The organism is Streptomyces sp. NPDC047974 (assembly GCF_040653375.1).
GTDB lineage: Bacteria > Actinomycetota > Actinomycetes > Streptomycetales > Streptomycetaceae > Streptomyces.
In genome coordinates this window covers 179183-204487 of record NZ_JBEZNU010000015.1, presented here as the reverse complement: position 1 = coordinate 204487, position 25305 = coordinate 179183, and the positions used below count along the sequence as shown (strand labels likewise).

Sequence of the window (25305 nt, the reverse complement as noted above, 5' to 3'; positions counted from 1 at the left end):
CACCTCGGCGAGCACACCGACGTCCCCGCGGGCGACATCGGCGTCGGCGGCCGCGAGATCGGCTACCTCTTCGGCCAGTACCGCCGCATCACCAACCGCTGGGAGGCCGGCGTCCTCACCGGCAAGGGCACCGGCTGGGGCGGCTCCGCGATCCGGCCGGAGGCCACGGGGTACGGCAGCGTGCTCTTCGCCGCGGCGATGCTGCGCGAGCGCGGGGAGGACCTGGAGGGCCGGACCGCGGTCGTCTCCGGCTCCGGCAACGTCGCCCTGTACACGATCGAGAAGCTCCTCGCGCTCGGCGCGAACCCGGTGACCTGCTCCGACTCCAGCGGGTACGTCTACGACGACAAGGGCATCGACCTGGCCCTGCTGAAGCAGATCAAGGAGGTCGAGCGCGGCCGGGTCGCCGACTACGCCGAGCGGCGCGGCGCCTCCGCGCGCTACGTGCCGGGCGGCCGCGTCTGGGAGGTCCCCGCGGACGTGGCCCTCCCCTCCGCCACCCAGAACGAACTCGACGAGACCGACGCGGTGGCCCTCGTCCGCAACGGCGTCAAGGCCGTCGCCGAGGGCGCCAACATGCCCACCACCGCCGAGGCCGTCCACCTCCTCCAGCAGGCCGGCGTCGCCTTCGGCCCCGGCAAGGCGGCCAACGCGGGCGGGGTCGCGGTCAGCGCCCTGGAGATGGCCCAGAACCACTCCCGTACGTCGTGGTCCGCGGCCCGCGTCGAGGAGGAGCTGGCGGGCGTCATGACGGACATCCACCGCACGTGCGTCGAGACCGCCGACCGGTACGGCACCCCCGGCGACTACGTCACGGGCGCCAACATCGCGGGCTTCGAGCGGGTCGCGGACGCGATGCTCGCGCAGGGCGTCATCTGACCCCGCGCCCGGCGGGATCTTTTTTCCGAAGATCCCGCCGGGCGATGTCGAGACCGCCGCGGCGGCTCCGACCGTAGGGTGACAGCGCGCCGCAGGGGCGCGCGGGGACGGGGAGGACACCCGGGATGAAGTACGTCGCGATGATCTACGGCAACCAGGCCAAGTGGGACGCGTTCCCGGCCGAGGCCTGGCCCGAGGCGATCGCCCGCCAGGAGGCCTTCAACCGCCGGTACCGCGAGACCGGCGAACTCCTCGGCGCCTACGGCCTCGCCGACGCGGCCGCCGCGATGCTGGTGCGCCGCGAGTCCGGCACCCCCACCGTCACCGACGGCCCGTACCTGGAGACCAAGGAGTACCTGGCCAGCTTCTACCTCCTCGACTGCGACTCCCTGGAGCGCGCCCAGGCGATCGCCGCCGACATGCCCTTCGCCGACACCGACCCGGTCGAACTCTGGCCGGTCCTCCACGAGTCCGCGGCGGACATGTGAGCCCCCACCCCGACCCCCCGGCCCCCACCACCCCCGGCGACGAGCCCGTCGCCGGGGACCGCGCCCACCGCCCGGCGGACGGGGAACCGTCCGGGGCGGACCCGTCGGCCGTGGGCCCCACGCGGGCCGTGGCCGGGGGCGAGGGCTCGGGCGGGGAGCGGGTGCGGGTCGAGGAGGTGCTGCGGGCGTGTGCGCCGGGGGTGCTCGGGGTGCTCGTGCGGCGGCACGGGGACTTCTACGGGTGTGAGGACGCCGTGCAGGAGGCGCTGATCGCGGCGGCGCGGCAGTGGCCGGAGCAGGGGGTGCCCGAGCGGCCGGGGTCCTGGCTGCTCACCGTCGCCCACCGCAAGTACGTCGACCAGGTGCGCAGCGAGGCCGCCCGTCGGCGGCGCGAGGACACCGTGGCCCTGGCCACCCCGGCGGCCGAGCTGCTCGCGCCCGCCGCCGACGAGGCGGGGGAGGAGGCCGCGGACGACTCGCTCGCGCTGCTCTTCCTCTGCTGCCACCGGGACCTGTCGCCGCCCAGCCGGATCGCGCTCACCCTGCGCGCGGTCGGCGGCCTCACCACCGCGCAGATCGCCGCCGCGTTCCTGGTGCCGGAGGCGACGATGGCGCAGCGGATCAGCCGCGCCAAGCAGACCGTCCGCGCCGCGGGCGACGCGCTCGCGCTGCCCGAGGGCGAGGACCGCACCGCCCGCCTCGCCGAGGTCCGGCACGTGCTCTACCTCGTCTTCAACGAGGGGTACACGGCGAGCGCCGGCGAGGAGCTGACCGCGCCCGAGCTGTCGACGGAGGCGATCCGCCTCGCGCGGCTGCTGCACCGGCTCGTCCCGGACGACACCGAGACGGCCGGCCTGCTGTCGCTGATGCTGCTCACGGACGCCCGCCGCCCCGCCCGTACGGGCCGGCACGGCGAGCTCGTCCCGCTGGCCGAGCAGGACCGCACGCGCTGGGACGCGGCCCTGGTCGCGGAGGGCGTCGCCCTGATCAGCCGCACCCTTCCGCGCGGCAGGGTGGGCCCGTACCAGCTGCAGGCGGCGATCGCGGCCGTCCACGACGAGGCGGAGTCCGCGGACGCGACCGACTGGCCGCAGATCCTCGCCCTGTACGACCTCCTTGAGCACGCGGCCCCGAACCCCATGGTCACCTTGAACCGGGCCGTCGCCGTCGCCATGGTCCAAGGCCCCGGGGCCGGGCTCGCCCTCCTCGACACCCTCGCCGCCGACAAGCGCCTCGCCCGCCACCACCGGCTCCTCGCCACCCGGGCCCACCTGCTGGAGCTGACGGGCGACACCGCGACGGCCGCCGAGGCCTACCGCGAGGCGGCCCGCCGCACGACGAGCGCCCCGGAGCGCCGGCACCTCACGGAGCGCGCCCGGCGGCTCGGCTGAGGGGTGTACCGCCTATTCGGCCACGAAGACGTCCTCGGCGACGGTGACGACGACGGCCCGGTCGAGGAGGAGATCCAGCCGCGCGGGGTCGGAGCAGGCGGTGACCCGCGCGGCGACGTCCTCGGGGACGTCGATCCCGCGCGCCCGGAGGACACGGAGGACGGCCTCGGCGAGACCTTCCGCCCGCCCCTCGGCCTCGCCCTCGGCCTTGCCCTCCGCCTTGCCCTTCAGATACGTCTCCTCGACGAGGGTGCCCCGTCCGGGGAAGAAGGTGCCCACGGTCCGCATCAGGTGCCTCCAGGTGTGCCTGGCCGGGGTGTCGCCCAGGCCGATCTCCAGCAGTTCCGAGTAGTACGCGACCGAGTCGGGCTCGGCCGTCGACAGGGCTCGTGCCAGTGCCTCCAGCAGTGCGGGGGAGTCCTGGCCGCGGCCGTGGGTCATGGCGGAGAAGGCCGCCAGGGCGAGGTTCCGCCCGGCCTCGTCCGGGTCGGTGATGACGGGCACGTTGTCCGGCCCGAGGACCAGCGGGTGCGTGCGCAACGCCGCCCAGCCCTCGATGCCGGTCAGGAGCGGCCCGGCGGCCCACCGGGCGGTCGCCCGGTCCTGGCAGACGACCAGCAGTACGGCGGGCATGCCGTACGTGGCGCTCAGGAACGCGAGGTCGTAGGTCCAGCTCGACGCCTTGTCGGGATCGCGCCGCCCGTGTGCCTCGACGGCGAGGAGGAAGGCGGGCCCTTCGGAGGGGCTGATCCGCAGCACGCTGTCCACGCGGCGTTCCAGCGGCCGCGGCTCCGTCGTGTCCGGCGTCAGCACCTCGACGGCGGCTTCCGGCGGCAGATGGAGGCCCAGCACCCGGAAGACGGGCGTCAGAAGCTCCGGCCGGTCCTGGAAGATCCGGTGGAACGCTTCACGGGATGAAGTGACCATGGGCGGCAACGTAGGACCGACGACCAGGTTCGGAATATGCCTTCGGGATATGACCACCCCGGAGGGTGAAGTCGGCGCGTTCAAGGCCCCGCGCGCCCCCTGCGTGTACCCGTACGTGACGTGGGGTACAGTCTTGGACCCCGATTGGCGGCCCGCAGGGGCCGTATGGCAGACTAGCGGGGTTGCTCGGTTGAGTGCCGATGCTGCGCGCCTCCCGCCGGGAGGACCGGAAGCGAGTCCCACAGTACTCGTCGCCCCTGATCAGGAGCGGACGTACGGGAATCTTCCGGGAAGTGTCAGCGGGGTACCAGCCAGGCGCCCGGTGGGTGTTCACCCCCGTACCGCGGTCTTCGGCCCGCACCCCCTTGGTTGGGAAATCCTTCGGGACTTCTTCGTAGAGGGAGTGCGACACGCCCGACCGCGTGGGTCGGAGGAAGAACGCGAACCGACCGGGTTCCAGAGCGTTAACAAAGAGACAGGACTACGAAGTAGCCATGGCGGGACAGAAGATCCGCATCCGGCTCAAGGCCTACGACCACGAGGTCATCGACTCCTCGGCGAAGAAGATCGTCGAGACGGTGACCCGCACTGGTGCGTCGGTCGCGGGCCCGGTGCCGCTGCCCACTGAGAAGAACGTGTACTGCGTCATCAAGTCGCCGCACAAGTACAAGGACTCGCGCGAGCACTTCGAGATGCGCACGCACAAGCGCCTCATCGACATCCTCGACCCCACGCCGAAGACGGTTGACTCGCTGATGCGTCTCGACCTCCCGGCTGGCGTCGACATCGAGATCAAGCTCTGAGGTGACGCGCGAGATGGCTAAGAACATCAAGGGCATCCTGGGCGAGAAGCTCGGCATGACGCAGGTCTGGGACGAGAACAACCGGGTCGTCCCGGTGACCGTCGTCAAGGCCGGCCCCAATGTCGTGACCCAGGTGCGTACGAACGACGTCGACGGCTACGAGTCGGTCCAGATCGCCTTCGGCGAGATCGACCCGCGCAAGGTGAACAAGCCCCTCAAGGGCCACTTCGCCAAGGCCGACGTCACCCCGCGCCGTCACCTCGTCGAGCTGCGTACCGCTGACGCCAGCGAGTACACCCTCGGCCAGGAGATCACCGCCGAGGTCTTCGAGGCGGGCATCAAGGTCGACGTGACCGGCAAGAGCAAGGGCAAGGGCTTCGCCGGTGTCATGAAGCGCCACAACTTCCGTGGTGGCAAGGCCTCCCACGGTGCCCACCGCGTGCACCGCAAGCCCGGTTCGATCGGTGGCTGCGCCACCCCGGGCCGCGTCTTCAAGGGCATGCGCATGGCCGGCCGCATGGGCAACGAGCGCGTGACCACCCAGAACCTGACCGTTCACGCCGTTGACGCGGAGAAGGGCCTGCTCCTGATCAAGGGTGCGGTTCCTGGTCCGAACGGCGGCCTCGTCCTGGTCCGCACCGCGGCCAAGGGGGCCTGAGGATATGAGCACCATTGACATTCTGTCGCCCTCCGGCGACAAGACCGGGACCGTCGAGCTCCCGGCCGAGATCTTCGACGCCAAGATCAGCGTCCCGCTGATCCACCAGGTCGTCGTCGCGCAGCTTGCGGCTGCCCGCCAGGGCACCCACAAGACCAAGACGCGTGGCGAGGTCCGCGGTGGTGGCAAGAAGCCTTACCGCCAGAAGGGCACCGGCCGCGCCCGTCAGGGTTCGACCCGCGCCCCGCAGTTCGCCGGTGGTGGCGTCGTGCACGGTCCCGTGCCGCGTGACTACTCGCAGCGGACCCCGAAGAAGATGAAGGCCGCCGCCCTCCGCGGTGCCCTCTCCGACCGGGCGAACCACTCCCGCATCCACGTCGTCACCGGCGTGGTCGAGGGTGGCGTCTCCACCAAGGCCGCCAAGACGCTGTTCGGCAAGATCTCGGAGCGCAAGAACCTGCTCCTGGTCGTCGAGCGTGCCGACGAGGCCGCGTGGCTGTCCGCCCGCAACCTGCCCCAGGTGCACATCCTGGAGCCGGGCCAGCTGAACACGTACGACGTGATGCGATCCGACGACGTGGTCTTCACCCAGGCCGCCCTCGAGTCCTTCGTGTCTGGCCCCAAGGCCGACGACAACGAGGGGAACGAAGCCTGATGGCCGAGATCACCAGCAAGACCTTCACGGACCCGCGCGACGTCCTCGTCAAGCCGGTCGTCTCCGAGAAGAGCTACGCCCTGCTCGACGAGAACAAGTACACGTTCATCGTCGCGCCCGGCTCCAACAAGACCCAGATCAAGCAGGCCGTCGAGGCGGTCTTCTCGGTCAAGGTCACCGGGGTCAACACGATCAACCGCCAGGGCAAGCGCAAGCGCACCCGCACCGGTTTCGGCAAGCGCGCCAACACCAAGCGCGCCATCGTGACCCTTGCTGAGGGCAACCGAATCGACATCTTCGGCGGCCCGACCGCCTGACGGCGGTCGAGTCGTCCGATATCGGACGAGGACTGAGAAATGGGTATCCGCAAGTACAAGCCGACTACGCCGGGCCGTCGTGGCTCCTCCGTAGCCGACTTCGTCGAGATCACGCGGTCCACGCCGGAGAAGTCGCTGGTCCGCCCCCTGCACAGCAAGGGCGGCCGTAACAACACCGGTCGTGTGACCGTCCGTCACCAGGGCGGTGGCCACAAGCGCGCCTACCGCGTGATCGACTTCCGTCGTCACGACAAGGACGGCGTGCCGGCCAAGGTCGCTCACATCGAGTACGACCCCAACCGCACCGCTCGCATCGCGCTGCTGCACTACGCGGACGGCGAGAAGCGCTACATCATCGCCCCGCGCGGCCTCGCGCAGGGTGACCGGGTGGAGAACGGCCCCACGGCCGACATCAAGCCCGGCAACAACCTGGCCCTCCGCAACATCCCGGTCGGTACCACGATCCACGCGATCGAGCTCCGTCCCGGCGGTGGCGCCAAGTTCGCCCGCTCCGCGGGTGCCTCCGTGCAGCTGCTGGCGAAGGAGGGCACCATGGCCCACCTCCGCATGCCGTCCGGCGAGATCCGTCTTGTCGACGCCCGCTGCCGCGCCACGATCGGCGAGGTCGGCAACGCCGAGCAGTCGAACATCAACTGGGGCAAGGCCGGCCGCAAGCGCTGGCTGGGCGTCCGCCCGACCGTTCGCGGTGTGGCGATGAACCCGGTTGACCACCCGCACGGTGGTGGTGAGGGCAAGACCTCCGGTGGTCGCCACCCGGTCTCCCCGTGGGGTCAGAAGGAGGGTCGTACTCGTTCGCCGAAGAAGGCTTCGAACAAGTACATCGTCCGCCGCCGCAAGACGAACAAGAAGCGCTAGGAGCGGGTTTAGATGCCGCGCAGTCTCAAGAAGGGACCCTTCGTCGACGGCCACCTCATCAAGAAGGTGGACGCTCAGAACGAGGCCGGTACCAAGAACGTCATCAAGACCTGGTCCCGTCGCTCCATGATCATCCCGGCGATGCTCGGGCACACGATCGCGGTGCACAACGGCAAGACCCACGTCCCGGTGTTCGTCACCGAGTCGATGGTCGGGCACAAGCTCGGCGAGTTCTCGCCGACGCGCACCTTCCGGGGTCACGTCAAGGAAGACCGGAAGTCGAAGCGCCGCTAGCAGCGGATCGCATTCAGACACGTAAGTAACTGAGAGGGACAACCATGGAAGCCAGGGCCCAGGCGCGGTACATCCGCGTTACGCCCATGAAGGCCCGCCGCGTGGTGGACCTTATCCGTGGCATGGATGCCACGGAGGCTCAGGCTGTTCTGCGATTCGCCCCGCAGGCAGCCTCCGTGCCGGTCGGCAAGGTGCTCGACAGCGCCATCGCCAACGCCGCGCACAACTACGACCACACGGACGCCTCTTCGCTGTTCATCAGCGAGGCGTTCGTCGACGAGGGTCCGACCCTGAAGCGGTTCCGTCCGCGCGCCCAGGGCCGTGCCTACCGGATCCGCAAGCGGACCAGCCACATCACCGTGGTCGTCAGCAGCAAGGAAGGAACCCGGTAATGGGCCAGAAGGTTAACCCGCATGGGTTCCGGCTCGGCATCACCACGGACTTCAAGTCCCGCTGGTACGCCGACAAGCTGTACAAGGACTACGTCAAGGAAGACGTCGCCATCCGTCGGATGCTGACGTCCGGCATGGAGCGCGCCGGCATCTCGAAGGTTGAGATCGAGCGCACCCGCGACCGCGTCCGCGTGGACATCCACACCGCTCGCCCGGGCATTGTCATCGGTCGCCGTGGCGCCGAGGCCGACAAGATCCGCGGCCAGCTGGAGAAGCTGACCGGCAAGCAGGTCCAGCTGAACATCCTCGAGGTCAAGAACCCCGAGGTCGACGCTCAGCTCGTGGCCCAGGCCGTCGCCGAGCAGCTCTCCTCCCGCGTCTCCTTCCGTCGGGCCATGCGCAAGAGCATGCAGTCCGCCATGAAGGCCGGCGCCAAGGGCATCAAGATCCAGTGTGGTGGCCGTCTCGGCGGCGCCGAGATGTCCCGCTCGGAGTTCTACCGCGAGGGTCGTGTGCCGCTGCACACGCTCCGCGCGAACGTCGAGTACGGCTTCTTCGAGGCCAAGACGACCTTCGGCCGCATCGGCGTGAAGGTCTGGATCTACAAGGGCGACGTCAAGAACATCGCCGAGGTCCGCGCCGAGAACGCTGCTGCCCGTGCGGGCAACCGCCCGGCCCGTGGCGGCGCTGACCGCCCGGCCGGCCGCGGTGGCCGCGGTGGCGAGCGTGGCGGTCGCGGTCGCAAGCCGCAGCAGGCTCCCGCTGCCGAGGCCCCCAAGGCCGAGGCCGCCGCCGCTCCGGCTGCTGAGAGCACCGGAACGGAGGCCTGACCGAAATGCTGATCCCCCGTAGGGTCAAGCACCGCAAGCAGCACCACCCGAAGCGCAATGGCATGTCCAAGGGTGGCACGCAGGTTGCGTTCGGCGAGTACGGCATTCAGGCCCTCACCCCGGCCTACGTGACCAACCGCCAGATCGAGGCCGCGCGTATCGCGATGACCCGCCACATCAAGCGTGGCGGCAAGGTCTGGATCAACATCTACCCGGACCGCCCGCTCACGAAGAAGCCTGCCGAGACCCGCATGGGTTCCGGTAAGGGTTCGCCGGAGTGGTGGATCGCGAACGTCAAGCCCGGTCGGGTGATGTTCGAGCTGTCCTACCCGAACGAGAAGATCGCGCGTGAGGCTCTGACTCGTGCGGCTCACAAGCTGCCGATGAAGTGCAAGATCGTTAAGCGCGAGGCAGGTGAGCTGTGATGTCGGCCGGTACCAAGGCGTCCGAGCTGCGCGAGCTGGGCAACGAGGAGCTTGTCGCCAAGCTCCGCGAGGCCAAGGAAGAGCTGTTCAACCTCCGCTTCCAGGCGGCGACGGGCCAGCTCGAGAACCACGGCCGTCTTCGGGCGGTCCGTAAGGACATCGCCCGGATCTACACCCTCATGCGAGAGCGTGAGCTCGGCATTGAGACGGTGGAGAACGCCTGATGAGCGAGAGCAACGTGACTGAGAAGACCGAGCGCAACGCTCGCAAGGTCCGCGAGGGCCTGGTCGTCAGCGACAAGATGGACAAGACCGTCGTCGTCGCCGTCGAGGACCGCGTGAAGCACGCGCTGTACGGCAAGGTCATCCGCCGTACGAACAAGCTCAAGGCTCACGACGAGCAGAACGCTGCCGGCATCGGCGACCGCGTCCTCCTGATGGAGACCCGGAAGCTGTCGTCGACGAAGCACTGGCGCGTCGTCGAGATCCTCGAGAAGGCCAAGTAATCCCTCCTAGGGGGACCCCCTAGGAACAGTTCCGCCAGGCTCGGCGGGGGTCGCTGACCAGCGGCCCCCGCCGGGAACCGGCAGACAATCAGGAGATAGACGTGATCCAGCAGGAGTCGCGACTTCGCGTCGCCGACAACACTGGTGCCAAGGAGATCCTTTGCATCCGTGTTCTCGGTGGCTCGGGTCGCCGCTACGCGGGCATCGGTGACGTCATCGTCGCCACCGTCAAGGACGCGATCCCCGGTGGCAACGTGAAGAAGGGTGACGTCGTCAAGGCGGTCATCGTTCGCACCGTCAAGGAGCGCCGCCGCCAGGACGGCTCGTACATCCGCTTCGACGAGAACGCCGCTGTCATTCTCAAGAACGACGGCGACCCTCGTGGCACCCGTATCTTCGGCCCGGTCGGCCGTGAGCTGCGCGAGAAGAAGTTCATGAAGATCATCTCGCTCGCGCCGGAGGTGCTGTAAGCATGAAGATCAAGAAGGGCGACCTGGTCCAGGTCATCACCGGCAAGGACAAGGGCAAGCAGGGCAAGGTCATCGCGGCCTACCCCGCCGACTCCCGTGTCCTGGTCGAGGGTGTCAACCGGGTCAAGAAGCACACGAAGGCCGGCCCCAACCAGGCCGGCGGCATCGTGACCACCGAGGCGCCGGTCCACGTCTCCAACGTCCAGCTGGTCGTGGAGAAGGACGGCAAGAAGGTCGTCACGCGTGTCGGTTTCCGCTTCGACGACGAGGGCAACAAGATCCGCGTTGCCAAGCGGACGGGTGAGGACATCTGATGGCTACCACCACTCCGCGTCTCAAGACGAAGTACCGCGAGGAGATCGCGGGCAAGCTGCGTGAGGAGTTCTCCTACGAGAACGTCATGCAGATCCCCGGCCTCGTCAAGATCGTGGTCAACATGGGTGTCGGCGACGCCGCCCGTGACTCGAAGCTGATCGAGGGCGCCATCCGCGACCTCACCACGATCACCGGTCAGAAGCCGGCCGTCACCAAGGCCCGCAAGTCCATCGCGCAGTTCAAGCTGCGTGAGGGTCAGCCGATCGGTGCGCACGTCACGCTCCGTGGCGACCGCATGTGGGAGTTCCTGGACCGCACCCTGTCGCTCGCGCTGCCGCGCATCCGCGACTTCCGCGGCCTGTCCCCGAAGCAGTTCGACGGCCGTGGCAACTACACCTTCGGTCTCACGGAGCAGGTCATGTTCCACGAGATCGACCAGGACAAGATCGACCGTACCCGGGGTATGGACATCACCGTGGTCACCACGGCGACCAACGACGACGAGGGCCGCGCGCTTCTCCGTCACCTCGGCTTCCCGTTCAAGGAGGCGTAAGCGAGATGGCGAAGAAGGCTCTCATCGCGAAGGCTGCCCGCAAGCCCAAGTTCGGTGTGCGTGCGTACACGCGCTGCCAGCGCTGCGGCCGCCCCCACTCCGTGTACCGCAAGTTCGGCCTCTGCCGCGTGTGCCTTCGTGAGATGGCTCACCGTGGCGAGCTGCCGGGCGTGACCAAGAGCTCCTGGTAATTCCCCTTCGCCCTCTGGGCGTTGGTGAATGACCGGAGTCTCTCGGTAGGCATTGGGATGGCGGACTCCCACCCCCGCATGGCTTAGGCTAGTGGGGTTGGGCGTCCGCCGCCCTTACGACTTACTACGCCGTAGGTCCACCGCACCGCACCCGCCCCGTCTCGGATCGGGGAGAGGGATGGTGCACCAGGAAACCCCGGCGAGAGAGGCCGAAGGCCAATTCATGACCATGACTGATCCGATCGCAGACATGCTCACGCGTCTGCGTAACGCGAACTCGGCGTACCACGACACCGTGACGATGCCGCACAGCAAGATCAAGTCTCACATCGCGGAAATCCTCCAGCAGGAGGGCTTCATCACGGGCTGGAAGGTCGAGGACGCCGAGGTCGGCAAGAACCTCGTCGTCGACCTCAAGTTCGGTCCGAACCGTGAGCGCTCCATCGCGGGCATCAAGCGGATCTCGAAGCCGGGCCTCCGGGTTTACGCGAAGTCCACCAACCTGCCGAAGGTCCTCGGCGGCCTGGGCGTGGCGATCATCTCCACGTCCCACGGTCTCCTGACCGGCCAGCAGGCGCAGAAGAAGGGCGTGGGTGGGGAAGTCCTCGCCTACGTCTGGTAGTCGGGAACGGAGGAATAGCAATGTCGCGAATCGGCAAGCTCCCCATCACGGTTCCCGCCGGCGTGGACGTCACCATCGAGGGCCGCACGGTCACGGTGAAGGGTTCCAAGGGCACCCTGAGCCACACCGTCGCCGCGCCGATCGAGATCGTTAAGGGCGAGGACGGCGTTCTGAACGTCACCCGTCCGAACGACGAGCGTCAGAACAAGGCCCTCCACGGCCTGTCCCGCACGCTGGTGGCCAACATGATCACCGGTGTGACCACGGGGTACGTCAAGGCGCTCGAGATCAGCGGTGTCGGTTACCGCGTGGCCGCGAAGGGCTCCGGCCTGGAGTTCCAGCTCGGCTACAGCCACCCGATCCTGATCGAGGCGCCCGAGGGCATCTCGTTCAAGGTCGAGTCGCCGACCAAGTTCTCGGTCGAGGGCATCGACAAGCAGAAGGTCGGCGAGGTCGCCGCGAACATCCGCAAGCTGCGGAAGCCCGACCCGTACAAGGCCAAGGGCGTCAAGTACGCGGGCGAGGTCATCCGCCGCAAGGTCGGAAAGGCTGGTAAGTAAGCCATGGCATACGGTGTCAAGATCGCCAAGGGCGACGCTTACAAGCGCGCTGCGAAGGCGCGCCGTCACCTGCGCATCCGCAAGCACGTGTCGGGTACGGCGGAGCGTCCGCGCCTCGTCGTGACGCGTTCGAACCGCGGTATCACCGCGCAGGTCATCGATGACCTGAAGGGCCACACCGTGGCGTCGGCGTCCCACCTGGACGCCTCCGTCCGCGGCGGCGAGGGCTCCAAGTCCTCGCAGGCCCAGCAGGTCGGCGCCCTGGTCGCCGAGCGCGCCAAGGCCGCCGGTGTCGAGGCCGTCGTGTTCGACCGTGGTGGCAACAGGTACGCCGGGCGCATTGCCGCTCTGGCTGACGCCGCCCGCGAAGCCGGGCTGAAGTTCTAAGCCCCGGTTCCGGGACTAACGGACGTAACAGAGAGAGGTATTCCAATGGCTGGACCCCAGCGCCGCGGCAGCGGTGCCGGTGGCGGCGAGCGGCGGGACCGGAAGGGCCGCGACGGTGGCGCTGCCGCCGCCGAGAAGACCGCGTACGTTGAGCGCGTAGTCGCGATCAACCGCGTCGCCAAGGTTGTCAAGGGTGGTCGTCGCTTCAGCTTCACCGCGCTCGTCGTGGTGGGTGACGGTGACGGCACCGTGGGTGTCGGTTACGGCAAGGCCAAGGAGGTGCCGGCCGCCATCGCCAAGGGTGTTGAGGAGGCCAAGAAGCACTTCTTCAAGGTCCCCCGTATCCAGGGCACCATCCCCCACCCGATCCAGGGCGAGAAGGCTGCGGGCGTCGTCCTGCTCAAGCCGGCTTCCCCCGGTACCGGTGTGATCGCCGGTGGCCCGGTGCGCGCCGTTCTCGAGTGCGCCGGCGTTCACGACATCCTGTCGAAGTCGCTCGGCTCCGACAACGCGATCAACATCGTGCACGCGACCGTGGAGGCCCTGAAGGGCCTGCAGCGTCCCGAGGAGATCGCGGCTCGCCGTGGTCTGCCGCTCGAGGACGTCGCCCCCGCGGCTCTGCTCCGTGCGCGTGCGGGAGCGGGTGCGTAATGGCTCGCCTCAAGATCACGCAGACGAAGTCGTACATCGGTAGCAAGCAGAACCACCGCGACACGCTGCGTTCGCTCGGGCTCAAGCGCCTGAACGACGTGGTCGTCAAGGAGGACCGCCCCGAGTTCCGCGGAATGGTGCACACCGTCCGCCACCTCGTGACGGTTGAGGAGGTCGACTGATCATGGCGGAGAACAACCCGCTCAAGATCCACAACCTCCGTCCCGCCCCGGGCGCCAAGACCGCCAAGACCCGTGTGGGTCGTGGTGAGGCGTCGAAGGGTAAGACGGCCGGTCGTGGTACCAAGGGCACGAAGGCCCGTTACCAGGTTCCGGAGCGCTTCGAGGGTGGCCAGATGCCCCTCCACATGCGCCTCCCGAAGCTCAAGGGCTTCAAGAACCCGTTCCGCACCGAGTACCAGGTCGTGAACCTGGACAAGCTGGCCGCGCTCTACCCGCAGGGTGGCGAGGTCACGGTGGCCGATCTGGTCGCCAAGGGTGCCGTTCGTAAGAACCAGCTCGTCAAGGTCCTGGGCCAGGGCGAGGTCTCCGTGGCGCTGCAGGTGACGGTCGACGCCGTCTCCGGCTCCGCCAAGGAGAAGATCGCCGCCGCCGGCGGCACCGTCACCGAGCTCGTCTGAGACGACTCGATGGCCTGAACATCCGACCGGGGATGCCTCCCAAAAGGGGCATCCCCGGTTGGTCGTTCCTAGGGGGGCATGGTCGCCGGTAAGGTGGCGTGCACCGTCCATGCTCATGCGGTATAGACCGCAGGGGTCGGGACTGATCCACCCAGTCATTGTCGAATCACAAAACCGTCACCTCTGACGCATAGCGCGGGGGTCGCAGGAGGCACCGTGCTCACCGGCTTCGCCCGGGCGTTCAAGACGCCCGACCTGCGCAAGAAGCTGCTCTTCACGCTGGCGATCATCGTGCTGTACCGCCTCGGGGCCCACATCCCCGTCCCCGGCGTCAGCTACGAGGCCGTCCAGATGTGCGTGGACCAGGCGAGCGAGGGCAACAACAGCCTGTTCGGCCTGGTGAACATGTTCAGTGGCGGCGCACTGCTGCAGATCACCATCTTCGCGCTCGGCATCATGCCGTACATCACGGCGAGCATCATCCTGCAGCTGCTCACCGTCGTGATCCCGCGTCTCGAAGCCCTCAAGAAGGAGGGCCAGAGCGGTACGGCGAAGATCACGCAGTACACCCGCTACCTGACGATCGCGCTCGCGATCCTCCAGGGCACGGGCCTCGTGGCCACCGCCAAGAGCGGCGCCCTCTTCAGCGGCTGCAACGTCGCCGACCAGGTCGTCCCGGACCCGTCGATCTTCACCATCGCCACCATGGTCATCACCATGACCGCGGGCACCGCCATCGTCATGTGGCTCGGTGAGCTCATCACCGACCGCGGCATCGGCAACGGCATGTCGATCCTGATGTTCATCTCGATCGCCGCCGGCTTCCCGGGCGCCCTGTGGGCCATCAAGGAGAGCGGCAAGCTCGCCCAGGGCTGGATCGAGTTCGGCACCGTCATCCTCATCGGCTTCGTGATGGTGGCCCTCGTGGTCTTCGTCGAGCAGGCACAGCGCCGCATCCCGGTGCAGTACGCGAAGCGCATGATCGGCCGCAGGTCGTACGGCGGTACGTCCACTTACATCCCGTTGAAGGTGAACCAGGCAGGTGTGATTCCTGTCATCTTCGCCTCGTCGCTGCTCTACATCCCGGCGCTGATCGCGCAGTTCTCCAACTCCACCGCGGGCTGGAAGACCTGGATCGAAGCCCACTTCGTCAAGGGTGACCACCCCTACTACATCGCGACGTACTTCCTCCTGATCGTGTTCTTCGCCTTCTTCTACGTGGCGATCTCGTTCAACCCCGAGGAAGTCGCGGACAACATGAAGAAGTATGGTGGCTTCATCCCGGGTATCCGGGCTGGTCGACCTACTGCCGAGTACCTGAGCTACGTGCTCAACCGGATCACTTGGCCGGGCTCGCTGTACTTGGGTCTGATCGCTCTTGTGCCGACGATGGCGTTGGCAGGCTTCGGCGGTGCCAATGCCAACTTCCCCTTCGGTGGGACGAGCATCCTCATCATCGTGGGTGTCGGGCTGGAGACCGTGAAGCAGATCGAGAGCCAGCTCCAGCAGCGCAATTACGAAGGGTTCCTCCGCTGATGCGAATCGTCCTCGTCGGACCGCCCGGGGCCGGCAAGGGAACGCAGGCTGCGTTCCTTGCCAAGAACCTGGCCATTCCCCACATCTCCACGGGTGACCTCTTCCGTGCGAACATCTCGCAGGGCACGGAGCTGGGCCTGAAGGCGAAGGGTTACATGGACCGGGGCGAGCTCGTCCCGGACGAGGTGACCATCGGGATGGCCCAGGACCGCATGCAGCAGGCGGACGCCGCGAACGGCTTCCTGCTCGACGGGTTCCCGCGCAACGTGGCTCAGGCCGAGGCCCTGGATGTCGCCCTCAAGGCGGACGGCATGCAGCTGGACGCGGTTCTGGACCTCGAGGTCCCCGAGGACGAGGTCGTGAAGCGGATCGCGGGTCGCCGCATCTGCCGCAACGACTCCTCGCACGTCTTCCACGTCGTGTACAACGCCCCCGAGACCGCGGGCGTCTGCGACACCTGCGGTGGCGAGCTCTACCAGCGCGCGGACGACTCCGAGGAGACCGTCCGCACCCGCCTGGAGGTCTACCACACGCAGACCGAGCCGATCATCGACTACTACCGGGCGCAGAACCTGGTCGTCACGATCTCGGCGCTCGGCAAGGTGGACGAGGTCACGGCGCGCGCGATGGGCGCGCTGAAGAAGTAACCCCACGCTCACGCGATACGGCCGCGGTGCCCCTGACGGGCGCCGCGGCCGTATCGTTGTTCTGTTCCCCGTATTCGATGGAAAGGCCCCGCCGACGATGGTGCAGATCAAGACCCCGGAGCAGATCGCGAAGATGCGTGAGGCGGGGCTGGTCGTCGCCGCCATCCACGCGGCGACGCGCGAGGCGGCCGTGCCGGGCGCCACGACGAAGGACCTGGACGAGGTCGCCCGCAAGGTCATCGCCGACCACGGGGCGAAGTCGAACTTCCTCGGGTACGGCGGCTTCCCCGCGACCATCTGCACCTCGGTCAACGAGGTCGTGGTCCACGGCATCCCCGACGAGAAGACCGTCCTCAAGGACGGCGACATCATCTCGATCGACGCCGGCGCGATCGTCGACGGCTGGCACGGCGACGCGGCGTACACCGCCTTCGTCGGCACCGGTCACGCCCCGGAGCTGATCGAGCTCTCCCGGGTGACCGAGGAGTCGATGTGGGCCGGCATCGCGGCGATGCGGGTGGGCGGGCGCCTGGTCGACATCTCCAAGGCGATCGAGTCGTACATCAAGCGCCAGCCGCGGCCGGCCGTGGGCGACCACAGCCTCGGGAAGTACGGCATCGTCGAGGACTACGGCGGCCACGGCATCGGCACCGAGATGCACATGGACCCGCACCTGCTGAACTACGTCTCCCGCAAGCGCGGCAAGGGCCCGAAGCTGGTCCCCGGCCTCTGCCTGGCGATCGAGCCGATGGTCTCCCTCGGCACCCCGCACACCGAGGTCCTGGCGGACGACTGGACGGTCGTCTCCACCGACGGCACCTGGTCCTCCCACTGGGAGCACAGCGTCGCCCTCACCGAGGAGGGCCCTCTGGTCCTGACCGCCGTCGACGGCGGCAAGGCCAAGCTGGCGGAACTGGGCGTCACGGCGGCGCCGGACCCGCTGGCGTAGGGCCTGTCCCCGCCGGCGTAACGATCTTCAGTGCTGGGCAGGCTCCCCGGATTCGTCTTTTCCAGGGGCCTGGCGTAGACTGATGCGTCGGCTCTCGTGTACCCGTGTGTCCGCACCGGGGAGTGAGAGTCGATCAAGGTAGCCGATTCGAAGGGCGAAGCGTGGCCAAGAAGCAAGGTGCCATCGAGATCGAGGGCACCGTGATCGAGTCCCTGCCGAACGCCATGTTCAAGGTGGAGCTCCAGAACGGTCACAAGGTCCTCGCGCACATCTCCGGCAAGATGCGGATGCACTACATCCGAATCCTCCCGGACGACCGGGTCGTCGTGGAGCTGTCTCCGTACGACCTGACGCGTGGCCGGATCGTCTACCGGTACAAGTAGATCTTGCCCGCACCCCGCCTCCGTGCGCGGGTGGTGGCACTGACCCGGAGAACCTCACATCCCATGAAGGTCAAGCCGAGCGTCAAGAAGATCTGCGACAAGTGCAAGGTGATCCGCCGTCACGGCCGGGTCATGGTCATCTGCGACAACCTGCGCCACAAGCAGCGCCAGGGCTGACGCACGCCGACCGACCTGCAACTTCGCAGTTCTTCGCGCGACGCATAGCAATACGTACATACGCAGAGCCCGTCCGGTCGTGATCCACGGCTGACGGCACCTCCGGCGGGGGCCGGGGACCCGATCTGTACCTCATACGGCAGCCGGGAACGGTTCTGCAGCAGACCCCCGAGAACACAGGAGCCATTGAATGGCACGCGTTTCCGGTGTTGACATCCCGCGCGAAAAGCGTGTGGTGGTCGCACTCACCTACGTCTTCGGCATCGGGCGTACCCGGTCCGAGGAGATCCTCGCCGCGACCGGCGTGAACCCGTCCACCCGTGTCCGCGACCTTGCCGAGGAAGACCTCGTCAAGATCCGCGAGTACGTGGACGCCAACCTCCAGACCGAGGGTGACCTCCGCCGCGAGATCGCCGCCGACATCCGCCGCAAGGTCGAGATCGGCTGCTACCAGGGCCTTCGCCACCGTCGTGGCCTGCCCGTCCGCGGTCAGCGCACCAGCACGAACGCTCGTACCCGCAAGGGCCCGCGTCGCGCCATCGCCGGCAAGAAGAAGCCGGGCAAGAAGTAGTCCTCAGCGGACGCTTGACCACACGGTCTTCGCTGTAGGACCGACCACCTCCCGTAGGAGTTTGACATGCCCCCCAAGGGTCGTCAGGGCGCTGCCAAGAAGGTGCGCCGCAAGGAAAAGAAGAACGTCGCTCACGGCCACGCGCACATCAAGAGCACGTTCAACAACACGATCGTCTCGATCACGGACCCCTCGGGCAACGTGATCTCCTGGGCCTCCGCCGGCCACGTCGGCTTCAAGGGCTCGCGCAAGTCCACCCCCTTCGCCGCGCAGATGGCCGCCGAGTCGGCCGCCCGCCGCGCGCAGGAGCACGGCATGCGCAAGGTCGACGTCTTCGTCAAGGGTCCCGGCTCCGGCCGTGAGACCGCGATCCGCTCCCTCCAGGCCACCGGCCTCGAGGTCGGCTCGATCCAGGACGTCACCCCCACGCCGCACAACGGCTGCCGTCCCCCCAAGCGCCGCCGCGTCTGACGCGTCGCCTGCTTGACCTGGGCTTTCGGGCGGTGCGTCCCCTTCTGGGGACGTACCGCCCGTACCCTTGTAGCCGTAACACCATCGGGCTCCGCCCGGTGACCGTCGGGCGTCAAATAGTGGGCGTCCACGACTGAAGGAATCACAGACATGCTTATCGCTCAGCGTCCTTCGCTGACCGAAGAGGTCGTCGACGAGTTCCGCTCCCGGTTCGTCATCGAGCCGCTGGAGCCGGGCTTCGGCTACACCCTCGGCAACTCGCTCCGCCGCACCCTCCTCTCCTCGATCCCGGGCGCCGCTGTCACCAGCATCCGGATCGACGGCGTCCTGCACGAGTTCACCACCGTGCCGGGTGTCAAGGAGGACGTCACCGACCTCATCCTCAACATCAAGCAGCTGGTCGTCTCCTCGGAGCACGACGAGCCGGTCGTGATGTACCTGCGCAAGCAGGGCCCGGGTCTGGTCACCGCCGCCGACATCGCGCCCCCGGCCGGTGTCGAGGTGCACAACCCCGACCTCGTCCTGGCGACCCTGAACGCCAAGGGCAAGCTGGAGATGGAGCTGACCGTCGAGCGCGGTCGCGGCTACGTCTCCGCCGTCCAGAACAAGCAGGTGGGCCAGGAGATCGGCCGTATCCCGGTCGACTCCATCTACTCGCCGGTTCTCAAGGTCACCTACAAGGTCGAGGCGACCCGAGTCGAGCAGCGCACCGACTTCGACAAGCTCATCGTCGACGTCGAGACCAAGCAGGCCATGCGCCCGCGCGACGCCATGGCGTCCGCCGGCAAGACCCTGGTCGAGCTGTTCGGTCTCGCCCGCGAGCTGAACATCGACGCCGAGGGCATCGACATGGGCCCGTCCCCGACGGACGCCGCCCTGGCCGCCGACCTCGCGCTGCCGATCGAGGAGCTGGAACTCACCGTCCGCTCCTACAACTGCCTCAAGCGCGAGGGCATCCACTCCGTGGGTGAGCTCGTCGCCCGCTCCGAGGCCGACCTCCTCGACATCCGCAACTTCGGTGCGAAGTCGATCGACGAGGTCAAGGCGAAGCTGGCCGGCATGGGCCTCGCGCTCAAGGACAGCCCGCCCGGATTCGACCCGACCGCCGCGGCCGACGCCTTCGGCGCGGACGACGACGCGGACGCCGGGTTCGTCGAGACCGAGCAGTACTGACGGTCACGTTCTTGCTGCGGGTCCGCTTCGGCTGATCGCGCAGTTCCCCGCGCCCCTGACGGGGCGCGGGGTCTCCGACGGGCACTCGCCCGCTCGGACACTGACACCGGTACCTCATACGGCCGGTGCAGATCACAAGGAGAAACACCATGCCGCGTCCCGCGAAGGGTGCCCGCCTCGGCGGTTCCGCCGCTCACGAGAAGCTGCTCCTCGCCAACCTGGCGAAGTCGCTGTTCGAGCACGGCCGCATCACGACGACCGAGGCCAAGGCCCGCCGTCTGCGTCCCGTCGCCGAGCGCCTGATCACCAAGGCGAAGAAGGGCGACATCCACAACCGTCGCCTGGTGCTGCAGACGATCACCGACAAGGGCATCGTCCACACCCTCTTCACCGAGATCGCCCCGCGCTACTCGGAGCGTCCGGGTGGTTACACCCGTATCACCAAGATCGGCAACCGTCGTGGCGACAACGCCCCGATGGCCGTGATCGAGCTGGTCGAGGGCGAGATCGCCAAGAAGGCGACCGTCGCCGAGGCCGAGGCCGCCACCAAGCGCGCCGTCAAGGAGGCCGACGAGGCCGCCGCCGTCGAGGCGACCGAGGACGAGGCGAAGGACGCGTAAGCGTTTTTGCGACGTTTCTCGCGGACGGGCCCGTACCCCCTGGGGTGCGGGCCCGTTCCCGTGTGTCTGAGAGGATTTTCTGGTGAGTGATGACGTGCAGCCCGGGTTCGTACGGGTACGGCTCGACCTTTCGTACGACGGCCGGGACTTCTCCGGGTGGGCCAAGCAGGCCCGCGGGCAGCGGACGGTGCAGGGCGAGATCGAGGACGCCCTGAAGACCGTGACGCGGTCCCCGGAGACGTTCGAGCTGACCGTCGCCGGCCGGACCGACGCCGGGGTGCACGCGCGCGGCCAGGTCGCGCACGTGGACCTGCCGGAGGGGCTGTGGCAGGAGCACCGCGAGAAGCTGCTGCGGCGGCTCGCGGGGCGGCTCCCGCACGACGTCCGGGTGTGGAGCGTCGCCGAGGCCCCCGCGGGCTTCAACGCCCGCTTCTCGGCGATCTGGCGGCGGTACGCCTACCGGGTCACCGACCACCCCGGCGGCGTCGACCCGCTGCTGCGCGGCCACGTCCTGTGGCACGACTGGACGCTCGACATGGACGCCATGAACGAGGCCGCGGCCGCGCTCGTCGGCGAGCACGACTTCGCCGCGTACTGCAAGAAGCGCGAGGGCGCGACGACCATCCGCACCCTCCAGGAGCTGCGCTGGGAGCGGCGGCCCGACGGGATCATGGAGGCCACGGTCAAGGCCGACGCCTTCTGCCACAACATGGTCCGCTCGCTGGTCGGCGCGCTGCTCTTCGTCGGCGACGGGCACCGGCCGGTGGAGTGGCCGGGGAAGGTGCTGGCCGCCGGCGTGCGGGACTCCGCCGTCCACGTCGTGCGCCCGCACGGGCTCACGCTCGAAGAGGTCGGCTACCCGGCCGACGACCAGCTGGCCGCGCGCAGCCGCGAGGCCCGCAACAAGCGGACCCTGCCGGGCGTCGCCGGCTGCTGCTGAGACCCGCCGGAGTGCCGCGCTAGCGCGGCGGGGCCGAGGCGGCCGCCGCCGCCTTCGCCTGGCTCTTGCCGCGGGCGTAGATCTGGTTGAAGACGAAGGTGCCGAGGTCGTCGCTGGCCTGGAAGACCGGCTTGTCCTTGGTGGTGACCTTCTTGCCGTTCGTGAAGCCGGCCTGGGTGAAGTAGGCGTAGCGGCCGACCGAGTTGGCGCGGCGCAGGCAGACGGTGGCGTGGCAGAAGGTGCCGACGCCCTGGCCGGCGAGCGGCGCGATGCCGCCGGTGGCCTGCTTCTTCGCGGCCAGGGCCGCCTTCTCCGAGGGGAAGACGGCCACGCCGACGGTGATCGCCACGCCGTCCTTGACGTAGGTGGCGCGCAGCACGCGCTCGCAGCCGTTCTTCTGCAGGACCGAGCCGAGCCCGCCCGCGGTGACCGAGGCGCAGTTCTTCGTCGCCGAGGTCGCGCCCTTCTTGTACGGGCGGCCGAACATCGTGAGCTTGGTGCCCGGGTAGAGGCCCTCGGCGGTCAGCGGCGCGGTGTCCTTCTTCGGGTCGGTGATGTAGTCCTTCGGGTCCGGCGGGGGCGGCGGGGCCACGGAGGAGAAGGTCGGCGCGGGGGTGGGGGAGGCCGTCGCGGTGACGGAGCCCGTGGGGGTCGGGTCGCCGTTCTTGGCCTCGTCGTTCTTCTTGTTCGTGGCGACGACGGCGGTCGCGACGAGGGCGCCGACGGCGAGCGTGGCGACGACGCCGCCGGCGATCAGCAGCCTGCGCTTGCGGCGGCTGCCGGCCTCGGAGGCGGCCGCGAGGGCGCCCCAGTCAGGGGTGCCGTCGCCGTGCCCGCCCTGCCCGCCCGGTCCGCCCGCGAAGGGGTCCTGCGGCGGCGGGTAGCCGTACCCGTGCTGCGGCGGCTGCTGCTGTCCGTACGGCGGTCCCGGCTGCTGCGGGTACCCGTACCCCTGCGGCTGTCCGTACCCCTGCTGTCCCTGCTGCCCCTGCTGCTGCGGCTCCTGCGGCCACTGCGGTCCCCCAAAGCTCATGCCGCGCATCCTAAACCGCTTGGGAGAAGCGGGCGCGGGCGGTGACAATGCACCTCATGGGACATGTCGAGGCCGCACATCTGGAGTACTACCTTCCCGACGGGAGGGTCCTGCTCGGGGACGCCTCCTTCCGCGTGGGGGAGGGGGCGGTCGTCGCGCTCGTCGGAGCGAACGGCGCCGGCAAGACCACCCTCCTGCGGATGATCGCGGGGGACCTCCAGCCGCACGGCGGCTCCGTCACCGTCAGCGGCGGGCTCGGCGTGATGCCGCAGTTCATCGGCTCGGTGCGGGACGAGTCCACCGTCCGCGACCTGCTCGTCTCCGTGGCGCACCCGCGGATCCGGGAGGCGGCGAAGGCCGTCGACGAGGCCGAGCACCTGATCATGACCGTCGACGACGAGGCCGCGCAGATGAAGTACGCGCAGGCCCTCGCCGACTGGGCCGAGGTGCAGGGCTACGAAGCCGAGACGCTGTGGGACATCTGCACGACGGCCGCGCTCGGCGTGCCGTACGACAAGGCGCAGTTCCGGCAGGTGCGGACGCTCTCCGGCGGTGAGCAGAAGCGGCTGGTCCTGGAGTCGCTGCTGCGCGGCACCGACGAGGTGCTGCTCCTCGACGAGCCGGACAACTACCTGGACGTGCCGGGCAAGCGGTGGCTGGAGGAGCGGCTGCGGGAGACGCGGAAGACCGTGCTCTTCATCTCCCACGACCGGGAGCTGCTCTCCCGGGCCGCGCAGAAGATCATCGCGGTGGAGCCCGGCGCGGCCGGCTCCGACGTGTGGGTGCACGGCGGCGGCTTCGACACCTTCCACGAGGCGCGGCGCGAGCGGTTCGCCCGCTTCGAGGAGCTGAAGCGGCGCTGGGAGGAGAAGCACGCGCAGCTGAAGAAGCTGGTCGTCACGCTGCGGCAGGCGGCCGCGGTCAGCCACGAGCTGGCCTCCCGGTACGCGGCCGCCCAGACCCGGCTGCGGAAGTTCGAGGAGGCGGGTCCGCCGCCGGAGCCGCCGCGCGAGCAGGACATCCGGATGCGGCTGCGCGGCGGCCGTACCGGCGTTCGCGCCGTGACCTGCGAGAACCTTGAGCTCACCGGTCTGATGAAGCCCTTCTCGCTGGAGATCTTCTACGGGGAGCGGGTCGCCGTCCTCGGCTCGAACGGCTCCGGCAAGTCGCACTTCCTGCGGCTGCTCGCCGGCGACGCGTCGGTGGCGCACACGGGCCTGTGGAAGCTGGGCGCGCGGGTCGTCCCCGGGCACTTCGCGCAGACCCACGCCCACCCCGAGCTCGCCGGGCGCCCGCTCGTCGACATCCTGTGGACGGAGCACGCCAAGGACCGGGGCGCGGCGATGTCGATGCTGCGGCGGTACGAGCTGGAGCGCCAGGGCGACCAGCCCTTCGACAAGCTCTCCGGCGGCCAGCAGGCCCGCTTCCAGATCCTCCTCCTGGAGCTGGCCGGCACCACCGCGCTGCTCCTGGACGAGCCGACGGACAACCTGGACCTGGAGTCGGCGGAGGCCCTCCAGGACGGCCTGGAGTCGTACGAGGGCACGGTCCTGGCCGTCACCCACGACCGCTGGTTCGCCAAGAGCTTCGACCGCTACCTGGTCTTCGGCTCCGACGGCGTCGTACGGGAGTCGACCGAGCCGGTGTGGGACGAGCGGCGGGTCGAGCGGGCGCGGTGACCTGGGGGGTCTCGGCATTTTGACCCGTCGGGGGTGGCGCGGGTACTGTTGCGGTTTGTTATGCGTATTGGCTTCGTCGTTCTCGTACGAAGAGGCCTTGCGCAGGTTCCCTGGAGCAGTTACCAGTGGCTCGCATACGGGCGATGACCCGGCAGTGCAGGCCCCAGCTGCATGATCGCTTCAGGTGTGTCTGGACTCCATCCACTGAAGAAGCGAAGGCTACGAAGTGCGTACGTACAGCCCCAAGCCCGGCGATGTCACTCGCCAGTGGCACATCATCGACGCGCAGGACATCGTCCTGGGTCGTCTGGCCACGACGGCTGCGAACCTCCTGCGAGGCAAGCACAAGCCGGTCTACGCCCCGCACATGGACATGGGCGACTTCGTCATCATCATCAACGCTGACAAGGTCCACCTGTCCGGCAACAAGAAGACCCAGAAGATGGCGTACCGCCACTCCGGCTTCCCGGGTGGTCTGCGCTCGGTCCGTTACGACGAGCTGCTCGACAAGAACCCCGAGAAGGCCGTCGAGAAGGCCATCAAGGGCATGATCCCGAAGAACACCCTGGGCCGCCAGATGCTCTCGAAGCTGAAGGTCTACGCGGGCGAGAACCACCCGCACGCTGCCCAGCAGCCTGTTCCGTACGAGATCACCCAGGTCGCGCAGTAATTCCGGCCACACCCCCTAAGAACGAAAGAAATCTGAGGAGCATCGTGGCCGAGACCACCCCCGAGACCCCCGTCGACGAGTTCGAGGGCGTCGAGGAGTACACCACCGAGACCGAGATCGTCGAGGGTGACTACACCTCCGAGTCCCTCGCGTCCCGCTTCGGCGACCCGCAGCCGGCCGCCGGCCTGGGCCGTCGCAAGAACGCCATCGCCCGCGTCCGGATCGTCCCGGGCACCGGCAAGTGGAAGATCAACGGGCGTACGCTCGAGGACTACTTCCCGAACAAGGTCCACCAGCAGGAAGTCAACGAGCCCTTCAAGGTGCTCGAGCTCGACAACCGCTACGACGTCATCGCCCGCATCGCGGGTGGCGGTGTCTCCGGCCAGGCCGGCGCCCTGCGTCTCGGTGTCGCCCGTGCCCTGAACGAGGCCGACGTCGAGAACAACCGCCCGGCGCTGAAGAAGGCCGGCTTCCTCTCCCGTGACGACCGCGCGGTCGAGCGGAAGAAGGCCGGTCTCAAGAAGGCCCGTAAGGCTCCGCAGTACAGCAAGCGTTAATCGCCTGCCGCACTGCTTGTACGTACGCCCCGGCGCACTGCGCGTGCCGTCGGGGCGTACGTTTTTTCTT

38 protein-coding genes and 1 pseudogene are annotated in these 25305 nt (G+C 68.5%); 37 read left to right on the top strand and 2 right to left on the bottom strand.

Features of this window, described 5'->3' with window-relative positions; genetic code table 11:
• From AB0E19_RS22595 to AB0E19_RS22585, 3 genes and pseudogenes are all read left to right on the top strand, one after another.
• A pseudogene (locus tag AB0E19_RS22595) lies at window positions 1–879 on the top strand (glutamate dehydrogenase); the annotation flags it as partial.
• 125 nt (window positions 880–1004) lie between these two features.
• The gene (locus AB0E19_RS22590; RefSeq protein WP_362182933.1) at window positions 1005–1367 is read left to right on the top strand and encodes a YciI family protein; all 363 of its coding nucleotides are present in this window, start codon (window positions 1005–1007) and stop codon (window positions 1365–1367) included.
• Window positions 1368–1528: 161 nt separating this feature from the next.
• Window positions 1529–2758, top strand: a complete 1230-nt coding sequence (locus AB0E19_RS22585; RefSeq protein WP_362182966.1) for a DUF6596 domain-containing protein — start codon at window positions 1529–1531, stop codon at window positions 2756–2758.
• A 12-nt stretch (window positions 2759–2770) separates the two neighbouring features.
• On the opposite strand, the gene AB0E19_RS22580 is transcribed toward AB0E19_RS22585, so the two are convergent.
• Window positions 2771–3685: a hypothetical protein gene (locus AB0E19_RS22580; RefSeq protein ID WP_362182930.1), complete on the bottom strand. Its 915-nt coding sequence runs from the start codon at window positions 3683–3685 to the stop codon at window positions 2771–2773.
• A gap of 494 nt (window positions 3686–4179) precedes the next feature.
• Here AB0E19_RS22580 and rpsJ point away from each other — a divergent pair, with 494 nt between their 5' ends.
• From rpsJ to truA, 31 genes are all read left to right on the top strand, one after another.
• The gene (gene rpsJ, locus AB0E19_RS22575) at window positions 4180–4488 is read left to right on the top strand and encodes a 30S ribosomal protein S10 (RefSeq protein ID WP_003948644.1); all 309 of its coding nucleotides are present in this window, start codon (window positions 4180–4182) and stop codon (window positions 4486–4488) included.
• 13 nt (window positions 4489–4501) lie between these two features.
• Complete coding sequence (gene rplC, locus AB0E19_RS22570) at window positions 4502–5146, top strand: 50S ribosomal protein L3 (protein ID WP_043230269.1); 645 nt, start codon at window positions 4502–4504, stop codon at window positions 5144–5146.
• A gap of 4 nt (window positions 5147–5150) precedes the next feature.
• Window positions 5151–5801, top strand: a complete 651-nt coding sequence (rplD, locus tag AB0E19_RS22565; RefSeq protein WP_362182926.1) for a 50S ribosomal protein L4 — start codon at window positions 5151–5153, stop codon at window positions 5799–5801.
• Window positions 5801–6118 (top strand): 50S ribosomal protein L23, encoded by a 318-nt coding sequence (gene rplW / locus AB0E19_RS22560; RefSeq protein ID WP_030759382.1) that lies wholly within the window; start codon window positions 5801–5803, stop codon window positions 6116–6118. Before rplD ends, rplW begins: the two co-directional genes overlap by 1 nt.
• Window positions 6119–6157: 39 nt before the next feature.
• Window positions 6158–6994 carry a 50S ribosomal protein L2 gene (gene rplB / locus AB0E19_RS22555; RefSeq protein WP_132912402.1) on the top strand — a complete coding sequence of 279 codons (837 nt, stop codon included), beginning with the start codon at window positions 6158–6160 and terminating at the stop codon, window positions 6992–6994.
• A 12-nt stretch (window positions 6995–7006) separates the two neighbouring features.
• On the top strand, window positions 7007–7288 hold the full coding sequence (gene rpsS / locus AB0E19_RS22550; RefSeq protein ID WP_030759378.1) for a 30S ribosomal protein S19: 282 nt from the start codon (window positions 7007–7009) through the stop codon (window positions 7286–7288).
• A 44-nt stretch (window positions 7289–7332) separates the two neighbouring features.
• Entirely contained in the window at window positions 7333–7680 is a 348-nt protein-coding gene (rplV, locus tag AB0E19_RS22545) for a 50S ribosomal protein L22 (RefSeq protein ID WP_030359020.1), read from the top strand.
• Complete coding sequence (gene rpsC / locus AB0E19_RS22540) at window positions 7680–8510, top strand: 30S ribosomal protein S3 (RefSeq protein WP_030759375.1); 831 nt, start codon at window positions 7680–7682, stop codon at window positions 8508–8510. The genes rplV and rpsC overlap by 1 nt, the downstream gene beginning before the upstream one ends.
• Window positions 8511–8515: 5 nt before the next feature.
• Window positions 8516–8935, top strand: coding sequence for a 50S ribosomal protein L16 (rplP, locus tag AB0E19_RS22535; RefSeq protein ID WP_030494257.1), 420 nt, complete (start codon window positions 8516–8518; stop codon window positions 8933–8935).
• Complete coding sequence (rpmC, locus tag AB0E19_RS22530) at window positions 8935–9159, top strand: 50S ribosomal protein L29 (protein ID WP_030494258.1); 225 nt, start codon at window positions 8935–8937, stop codon at window positions 9157–9159. The genes rplP and rpmC overlap by 1 nt, the downstream gene beginning before the upstream one ends.
• Window positions 9159–9440 carry a 30S ribosomal protein S17 gene (gene rpsQ, locus AB0E19_RS22525; protein WP_024755411.1) on the top strand — a complete coding sequence of 94 codons (282 nt, stop codon included), beginning with the start codon at window positions 9159–9161 and terminating at the stop codon, window positions 9438–9440. The genes rpmC and rpsQ overlap by 1 nt, the downstream gene beginning before the upstream one ends.
• Window positions 9441–9541: 101 nt before the next feature.
• Window positions 9542–9910 carry a 50S ribosomal protein L14 gene (rplN, locus tag AB0E19_RS22520; RefSeq protein ID WP_003956455.1) on the top strand — a complete coding sequence of 123 codons (369 nt, stop codon included), beginning with the start codon at window positions 9542–9544 and terminating at the stop codon, window positions 9908–9910.
• 2 nt (window positions 9911–9912) lie between these two features.
• Window positions 9913–10224 carry a 50S ribosomal protein L24 gene (rplX, locus tag AB0E19_RS22515; RefSeq protein WP_043230276.1) on the top strand — a complete coding sequence of 104 codons (312 nt, stop codon included), beginning with the start codon at window positions 9913–9915 and terminating at the stop codon, window positions 10222–10224.
• The gene (gene rplE / locus AB0E19_RS22510) at window positions 10221–10778 is read left to right on the top strand and encodes a 50S ribosomal protein L5 (RefSeq protein WP_362182963.1); all 558 of its coding nucleotides are present in this window, start codon (window positions 10221–10223) and stop codon (window positions 10776–10778) included. The genes rplX and rplE overlap by 4 nt, the downstream gene beginning before the upstream one ends.
• A 5-nt stretch (window positions 10779–10783) precedes the next feature.
• Window positions 10784–10969, top strand: coding sequence for a type Z 30S ribosomal protein S14 (locus AB0E19_RS22505; protein ID WP_003956452.1), 186 nt, complete (start codon window positions 10784–10786; stop codon window positions 10967–10969).
• Between the two features lie 223 nt (window positions 10970–11192).
• The gene (gene rpsH, locus AB0E19_RS22500; RefSeq protein WP_030759363.1) at window positions 11193–11591 is read left to right on the top strand and encodes a 30S ribosomal protein S8; all 399 of its coding nucleotides are present in this window, start codon (window positions 11193–11195) and stop codon (window positions 11589–11591) included.
• A 20-nt stretch (window positions 11592–11611) separates the two neighbouring features.
• Window positions 11612–12151, top strand: a complete 540-nt coding sequence (gene rplF, locus AB0E19_RS22495; protein ID WP_362182916.1) for a 50S ribosomal protein L6 — start codon at window positions 11612–11614, stop codon at window positions 12149–12151.
• Between the two features lie 3 nt (window positions 12152–12154).
• Window positions 12155–12538 (top strand): 50S ribosomal protein L18, encoded by a 384-nt coding sequence (gene rplR / locus AB0E19_RS22490; protein WP_362182913.1) that lies wholly within the window; start codon window positions 12155–12157, stop codon window positions 12536–12538.
• A 45-nt stretch (window positions 12539–12583) separates the two neighbouring features.
• On the top strand, window positions 12584–13189 hold the full coding sequence (gene rpsE / locus AB0E19_RS22485; protein ID WP_030201551.1) for a 30S ribosomal protein S5: 606 nt from the start codon (window positions 12584–12586) through the stop codon (window positions 13187–13189).
• A complete protein-coding gene (gene rpmD / locus AB0E19_RS22480; protein ID WP_005313525.1) occupies window positions 13189–13371 on the top strand; it encodes a 50S ribosomal protein L30 in 183 nt (60 codons plus the stop codon). Before rpsE ends, rpmD begins: the two co-directional genes overlap by 1 nt.
• Before the next feature lie 2 nt (window positions 13372–13373).
• Window positions 13374–13829: a 50S ribosomal protein L15 gene (rplO, locus tag AB0E19_RS22475; protein ID WP_169088488.1), complete on the top strand. Its 456-nt coding sequence runs from the start codon at window positions 13374–13376 to the stop codon at window positions 13827–13829.
• A 216-nt stretch (window positions 13830–14045) separates the two neighbouring features.
• Window positions 14046–15365, top strand: a complete 1320-nt coding sequence (gene secY, locus AB0E19_RS22470) for a preprotein translocase subunit SecY (protein WP_362182907.1) — start codon at window positions 14046–14048, stop codon at window positions 15363–15365.
• Complete coding sequence (locus AB0E19_RS22465) at window positions 15365–16012, top strand: adenylate kinase (protein ID WP_362182904.1); 648 nt, start codon at window positions 15365–15367, stop codon at window positions 16010–16012. The genes secY and AB0E19_RS22465 overlap by 1 nt, the downstream gene beginning before the upstream one ends.
• A gap of 97 nt (window positions 16013–16109) precedes the next feature.
• A complete protein-coding gene (gene map, locus AB0E19_RS22460) occupies window positions 16110–16961 on the top strand; it encodes a type I methionyl aminopeptidase (protein WP_189948229.1) in 852 nt (283 codons plus the stop codon).
• A 161-nt stretch (window positions 16962–17122) separates the two neighbouring features.
• The gene (gene infA / locus AB0E19_RS22455) at window positions 17123–17344 is read left to right on the top strand and encodes a translation initiation factor IF-1 (RefSeq protein ID WP_003956442.1); all 222 of its coding nucleotides are present in this window, start codon (window positions 17123–17125) and stop codon (window positions 17342–17344) included.
• 63 nt (window positions 17345–17407) lie between these two features.
• A complete protein-coding gene (gene rpmJ, locus AB0E19_RS22450) occupies window positions 17408–17521 on the top strand; it encodes a 50S ribosomal protein L36 (RefSeq protein ID WP_003956441.1) in 114 nt (37 codons plus the stop codon).
• Window positions 17522–17711: 190 nt separating this feature from the next.
• Window positions 17712–18092, top strand: a complete 381-nt coding sequence (gene rpsM, locus AB0E19_RS22445; RefSeq protein ID WP_015035595.1) for a 30S ribosomal protein S13 — start codon at window positions 17712–17714, stop codon at window positions 18090–18092.
• A gap of 66 nt (window positions 18093–18158) precedes the next feature.
• Window positions 18159–18563 carry a 30S ribosomal protein S11 gene (rpsK, locus tag AB0E19_RS22440; protein WP_003956432.1) on the top strand — a complete coding sequence of 135 codons (405 nt, stop codon included), beginning with the start codon at window positions 18159–18161 and terminating at the stop codon, window positions 18561–18563.
• 150 nt (window positions 18564–18713) lie between these two features.
• Window positions 18714–19736, top strand: coding sequence for a DNA-directed RNA polymerase subunit alpha (locus AB0E19_RS22435; RefSeq protein ID WP_004946635.1), 1023 nt, complete (start codon window positions 18714–18716; stop codon window positions 19734–19736).
• A 149-nt stretch (window positions 19737–19885) separates the two neighbouring features.
• Window positions 19886–20356, top strand: a complete 471-nt coding sequence (gene rplQ, locus AB0E19_RS22430; RefSeq protein WP_031012120.1) for a 50S ribosomal protein L17 — start codon at window positions 19886–19888, stop codon at window positions 20354–20356.
• An 82-nt stretch (window positions 20357–20438) separates the two neighbouring features.
• Complete coding sequence (gene truA, locus AB0E19_RS22425; RefSeq protein ID WP_362182897.1) at window positions 20439–21296, top strand: tRNA pseudouridine(38-40) synthase TruA; 858 nt, start codon at window positions 20439–20441, stop codon at window positions 21294–21296.
• Between the two features lie 19 nt (window positions 21297–21315).
• On the opposite strand, the gene AB0E19_RS22420 is transcribed toward truA, so the two are convergent.
• On the bottom strand, window positions 21316–22329 hold the full coding sequence (locus AB0E19_RS22420) for a hypothetical protein (protein WP_362182894.1): 1014 nt from the start codon (window positions 22327–22329) through the stop codon (window positions 21316–21318).
• 56 nt (window positions 22330–22385) lie between these two features.
• On the opposite strand from AB0E19_RS22420, the gene AB0E19_RS22415 reads away from it, so the two are divergent.
• From AB0E19_RS22415 to rpsI, 3 genes are all read left to right on the top strand, one after another.
• Entirely contained in the window at window positions 22386–24008 is a 1623-nt protein-coding gene (locus tag AB0E19_RS22415; protein WP_362182891.1) for an ATP-binding cassette domain-containing protein, read from the top strand.
• A gap of 226 nt (window positions 24009–24234) precedes the next feature.
• Window positions 24235–24678, top strand: a complete 444-nt coding sequence (rplM, locus tag AB0E19_RS22410; protein ID WP_189948219.1) for a 50S ribosomal protein L13 — start codon at window positions 24235–24237, stop codon at window positions 24676–24678.
• A 44-nt stretch (window positions 24679–24722) separates the two neighbouring features.
• On the top strand, window positions 24723–25235 hold the full coding sequence (gene rpsI / locus AB0E19_RS22405) for a 30S ribosomal protein S9 (protein ID WP_030750225.1): 513 nt from the start codon (window positions 24723–24725) through the stop codon (window positions 25233–25235).
• Window positions 25236–25305: the final 70 nt, after the last annotated feature.

Coding starts and splice junctions, on each gene's coding strand:
- rplR (WP_362182913.1), top strand. CDS start 12,155: ATGGCATACGGTGTCAAGATCGCCAAGGGCGACGCTTACAAGCGCGCT.
- AB0E19_RS22590 (WP_362182933.1), top strand. CDS start 1,005: ATGAAGTACGTCGCGATGATCTACGGCAACCAGGCCAAGTGGGACGCG.
- rpsC (WP_030759375.1), top strand. CDS start 7,680: ATGGGCCAGAAGGTTAACCCGCATGGGTTCCGGCTCGGCATCACCACG.
- rplV (WP_030359020.1), top strand. CDS start 7,333: ATGGAAGCCAGGGCCCAGGCGCGGTACATCCGCGTTACGCCCATGAAG.
- rplB (WP_132912402.1), top strand. CDS start 6,158: ATGGGTATCCGCAAGTACAAGCCGACTACGCCGGGCCGTCGTGGCTCC.
- rpmC (WP_030494258.1), top strand. CDS start 8,935: ATGTCGGCCGGTACCAAGGCGTCCGAGCTGCGCGAGCTGGGCAACGAG.
- rpsH (WP_030759363.1), top strand. CDS start 11,193: ATGACCATGACTGATCCGATCGCAGACATGCTCACGCGTCTGCGTAAC.
- rpsE (WP_030201551.1), top strand. CDS start 12,584: ATGGCTGGACCCCAGCGCCGCGGCAGCGGTGCCGGTGGCGGCGAGCGG.
- AB0E19_RS22420 (WP_362182894.1), bottom strand. CDS start 22,329: ATGAGCTTTGGGGGACCGCAGTGGCCGCAGGAGCCGCAGCAGCAGGGG.
- rplQ (WP_031012120.1), top strand. CDS start 19,886: ATGCCGCGTCCCGCGAAGGGTGCCCGCCTCGGCGGTTCCGCCGCTCAC.
- rpmJ (WP_003956441.1), top strand. CDS start 17,408: ATGAAGGTCAAGCCGAGCGTCAAGAAGATCTGCGACAAGTGCAAGGTG.
- AB0E19_RS22415 (WP_362182891.1), top strand. CDS start 22,386: ATGGGACATGTCGAGGCCGCACATCTGGAGTACTACCTTCCCGACGGG.
- rpsJ (WP_003948644.1), top strand. CDS start 4,180: ATGGCGGGACAGAAGATCCGCATCCGGCTCAAGGCCTACGACCACGAG.
- map (WP_189948229.1), top strand. CDS start 16,110: ATGGTGCAGATCAAGACCCCGGAGCAGATCGCGAAGATGCGTGAGGCG.
- rpsS (WP_030759378.1), top strand. CDS start 7,007: ATGCCGCGCAGTCTCAAGAAGGGACCCTTCGTCGACGGCCACCTCATC.
- rplD (WP_362182926.1), top strand. CDS start 5,151: ATGAGCACCATTGACATTCTGTCGCCCTCCGGCGACAAGACCGGGACC.
- AB0E19_RS22435 (WP_004946635.1), top strand. CDS start 18,714: ATGCTTATCGCTCAGCGTCCTTCGCTGACCGAAGAGGTCGTCGACGAG.
- AB0E19_RS22505 (WP_003956452.1), top strand. CDS start 10,784: ATGGCGAAGAAGGCTCTCATCGCGAAGGCTGCCCGCAAGCCCAAGTTC.
- rpsQ (WP_024755411.1), top strand. CDS start 9,159: ATGAGCGAGAGCAACGTGACTGAGAAGACCGAGCGCAACGCTCGCAAG.
- AB0E19_RS22465 (WP_362182904.1), top strand. CDS start 15,365: ATGCGAATCGTCCTCGTCGGACCGCCCGGGGCCGGCAAGGGAACGCAG.
- rpmD (WP_005313525.1), top strand. CDS start 13,189: ATGGCTCGCCTCAAGATCACGCAGACGAAGTCGTACATCGGTAGCAAG.
- rplW (WP_030759382.1), top strand. CDS start 5,801: ATGGCCGAGATCACCAGCAAGACCTTCACGGACCCGCGCGACGTCCTC.
- rpsM (WP_015035595.1), top strand. CDS start 17,712: ATGGCACGCGTTTCCGGTGTTGACATCCCGCGCGAAAAGCGTGTGGTG.
- rplX (WP_043230276.1), top strand. CDS start 9,913: ATGAAGATCAAGAAGGGCGACCTGGTCCAGGTCATCACCGGCAAGGAC.
- rplP (WP_030494257.1), top strand. CDS start 8,516: ATGCTGATCCCCCGTAGGGTCAAGCACCGCAAGCAGCACCACCCGAAG.
- rpsK (WP_003956432.1), top strand. CDS start 18,159: ATGCCCCCCAAGGGTCGTCAGGGCGCTGCCAAGAAGGTGCGCCGCAAG.
- rplO (WP_169088488.1), top strand. CDS start 13,374: ATGGCGGAGAACAACCCGCTCAAGATCCACAACCTCCGTCCCGCCCCG.
- AB0E19_RS22580 (WP_362182930.1), bottom strand. CDS start 3,685: ATGGTCACTTCATCCCGTGAAGCGTTCCACCGGATCTTCCAGGACCGG.
- rplF (WP_362182916.1), top strand. CDS start 11,612: ATGTCGCGAATCGGCAAGCTCCCCATCACGGTTCCCGCCGGCGTGGAC.
- rplC (WP_043230269.1), top strand. CDS start 4,502: ATGGCTAAGAACATCAAGGGCATCCTGGGCGAGAAGCTCGGCATGACG.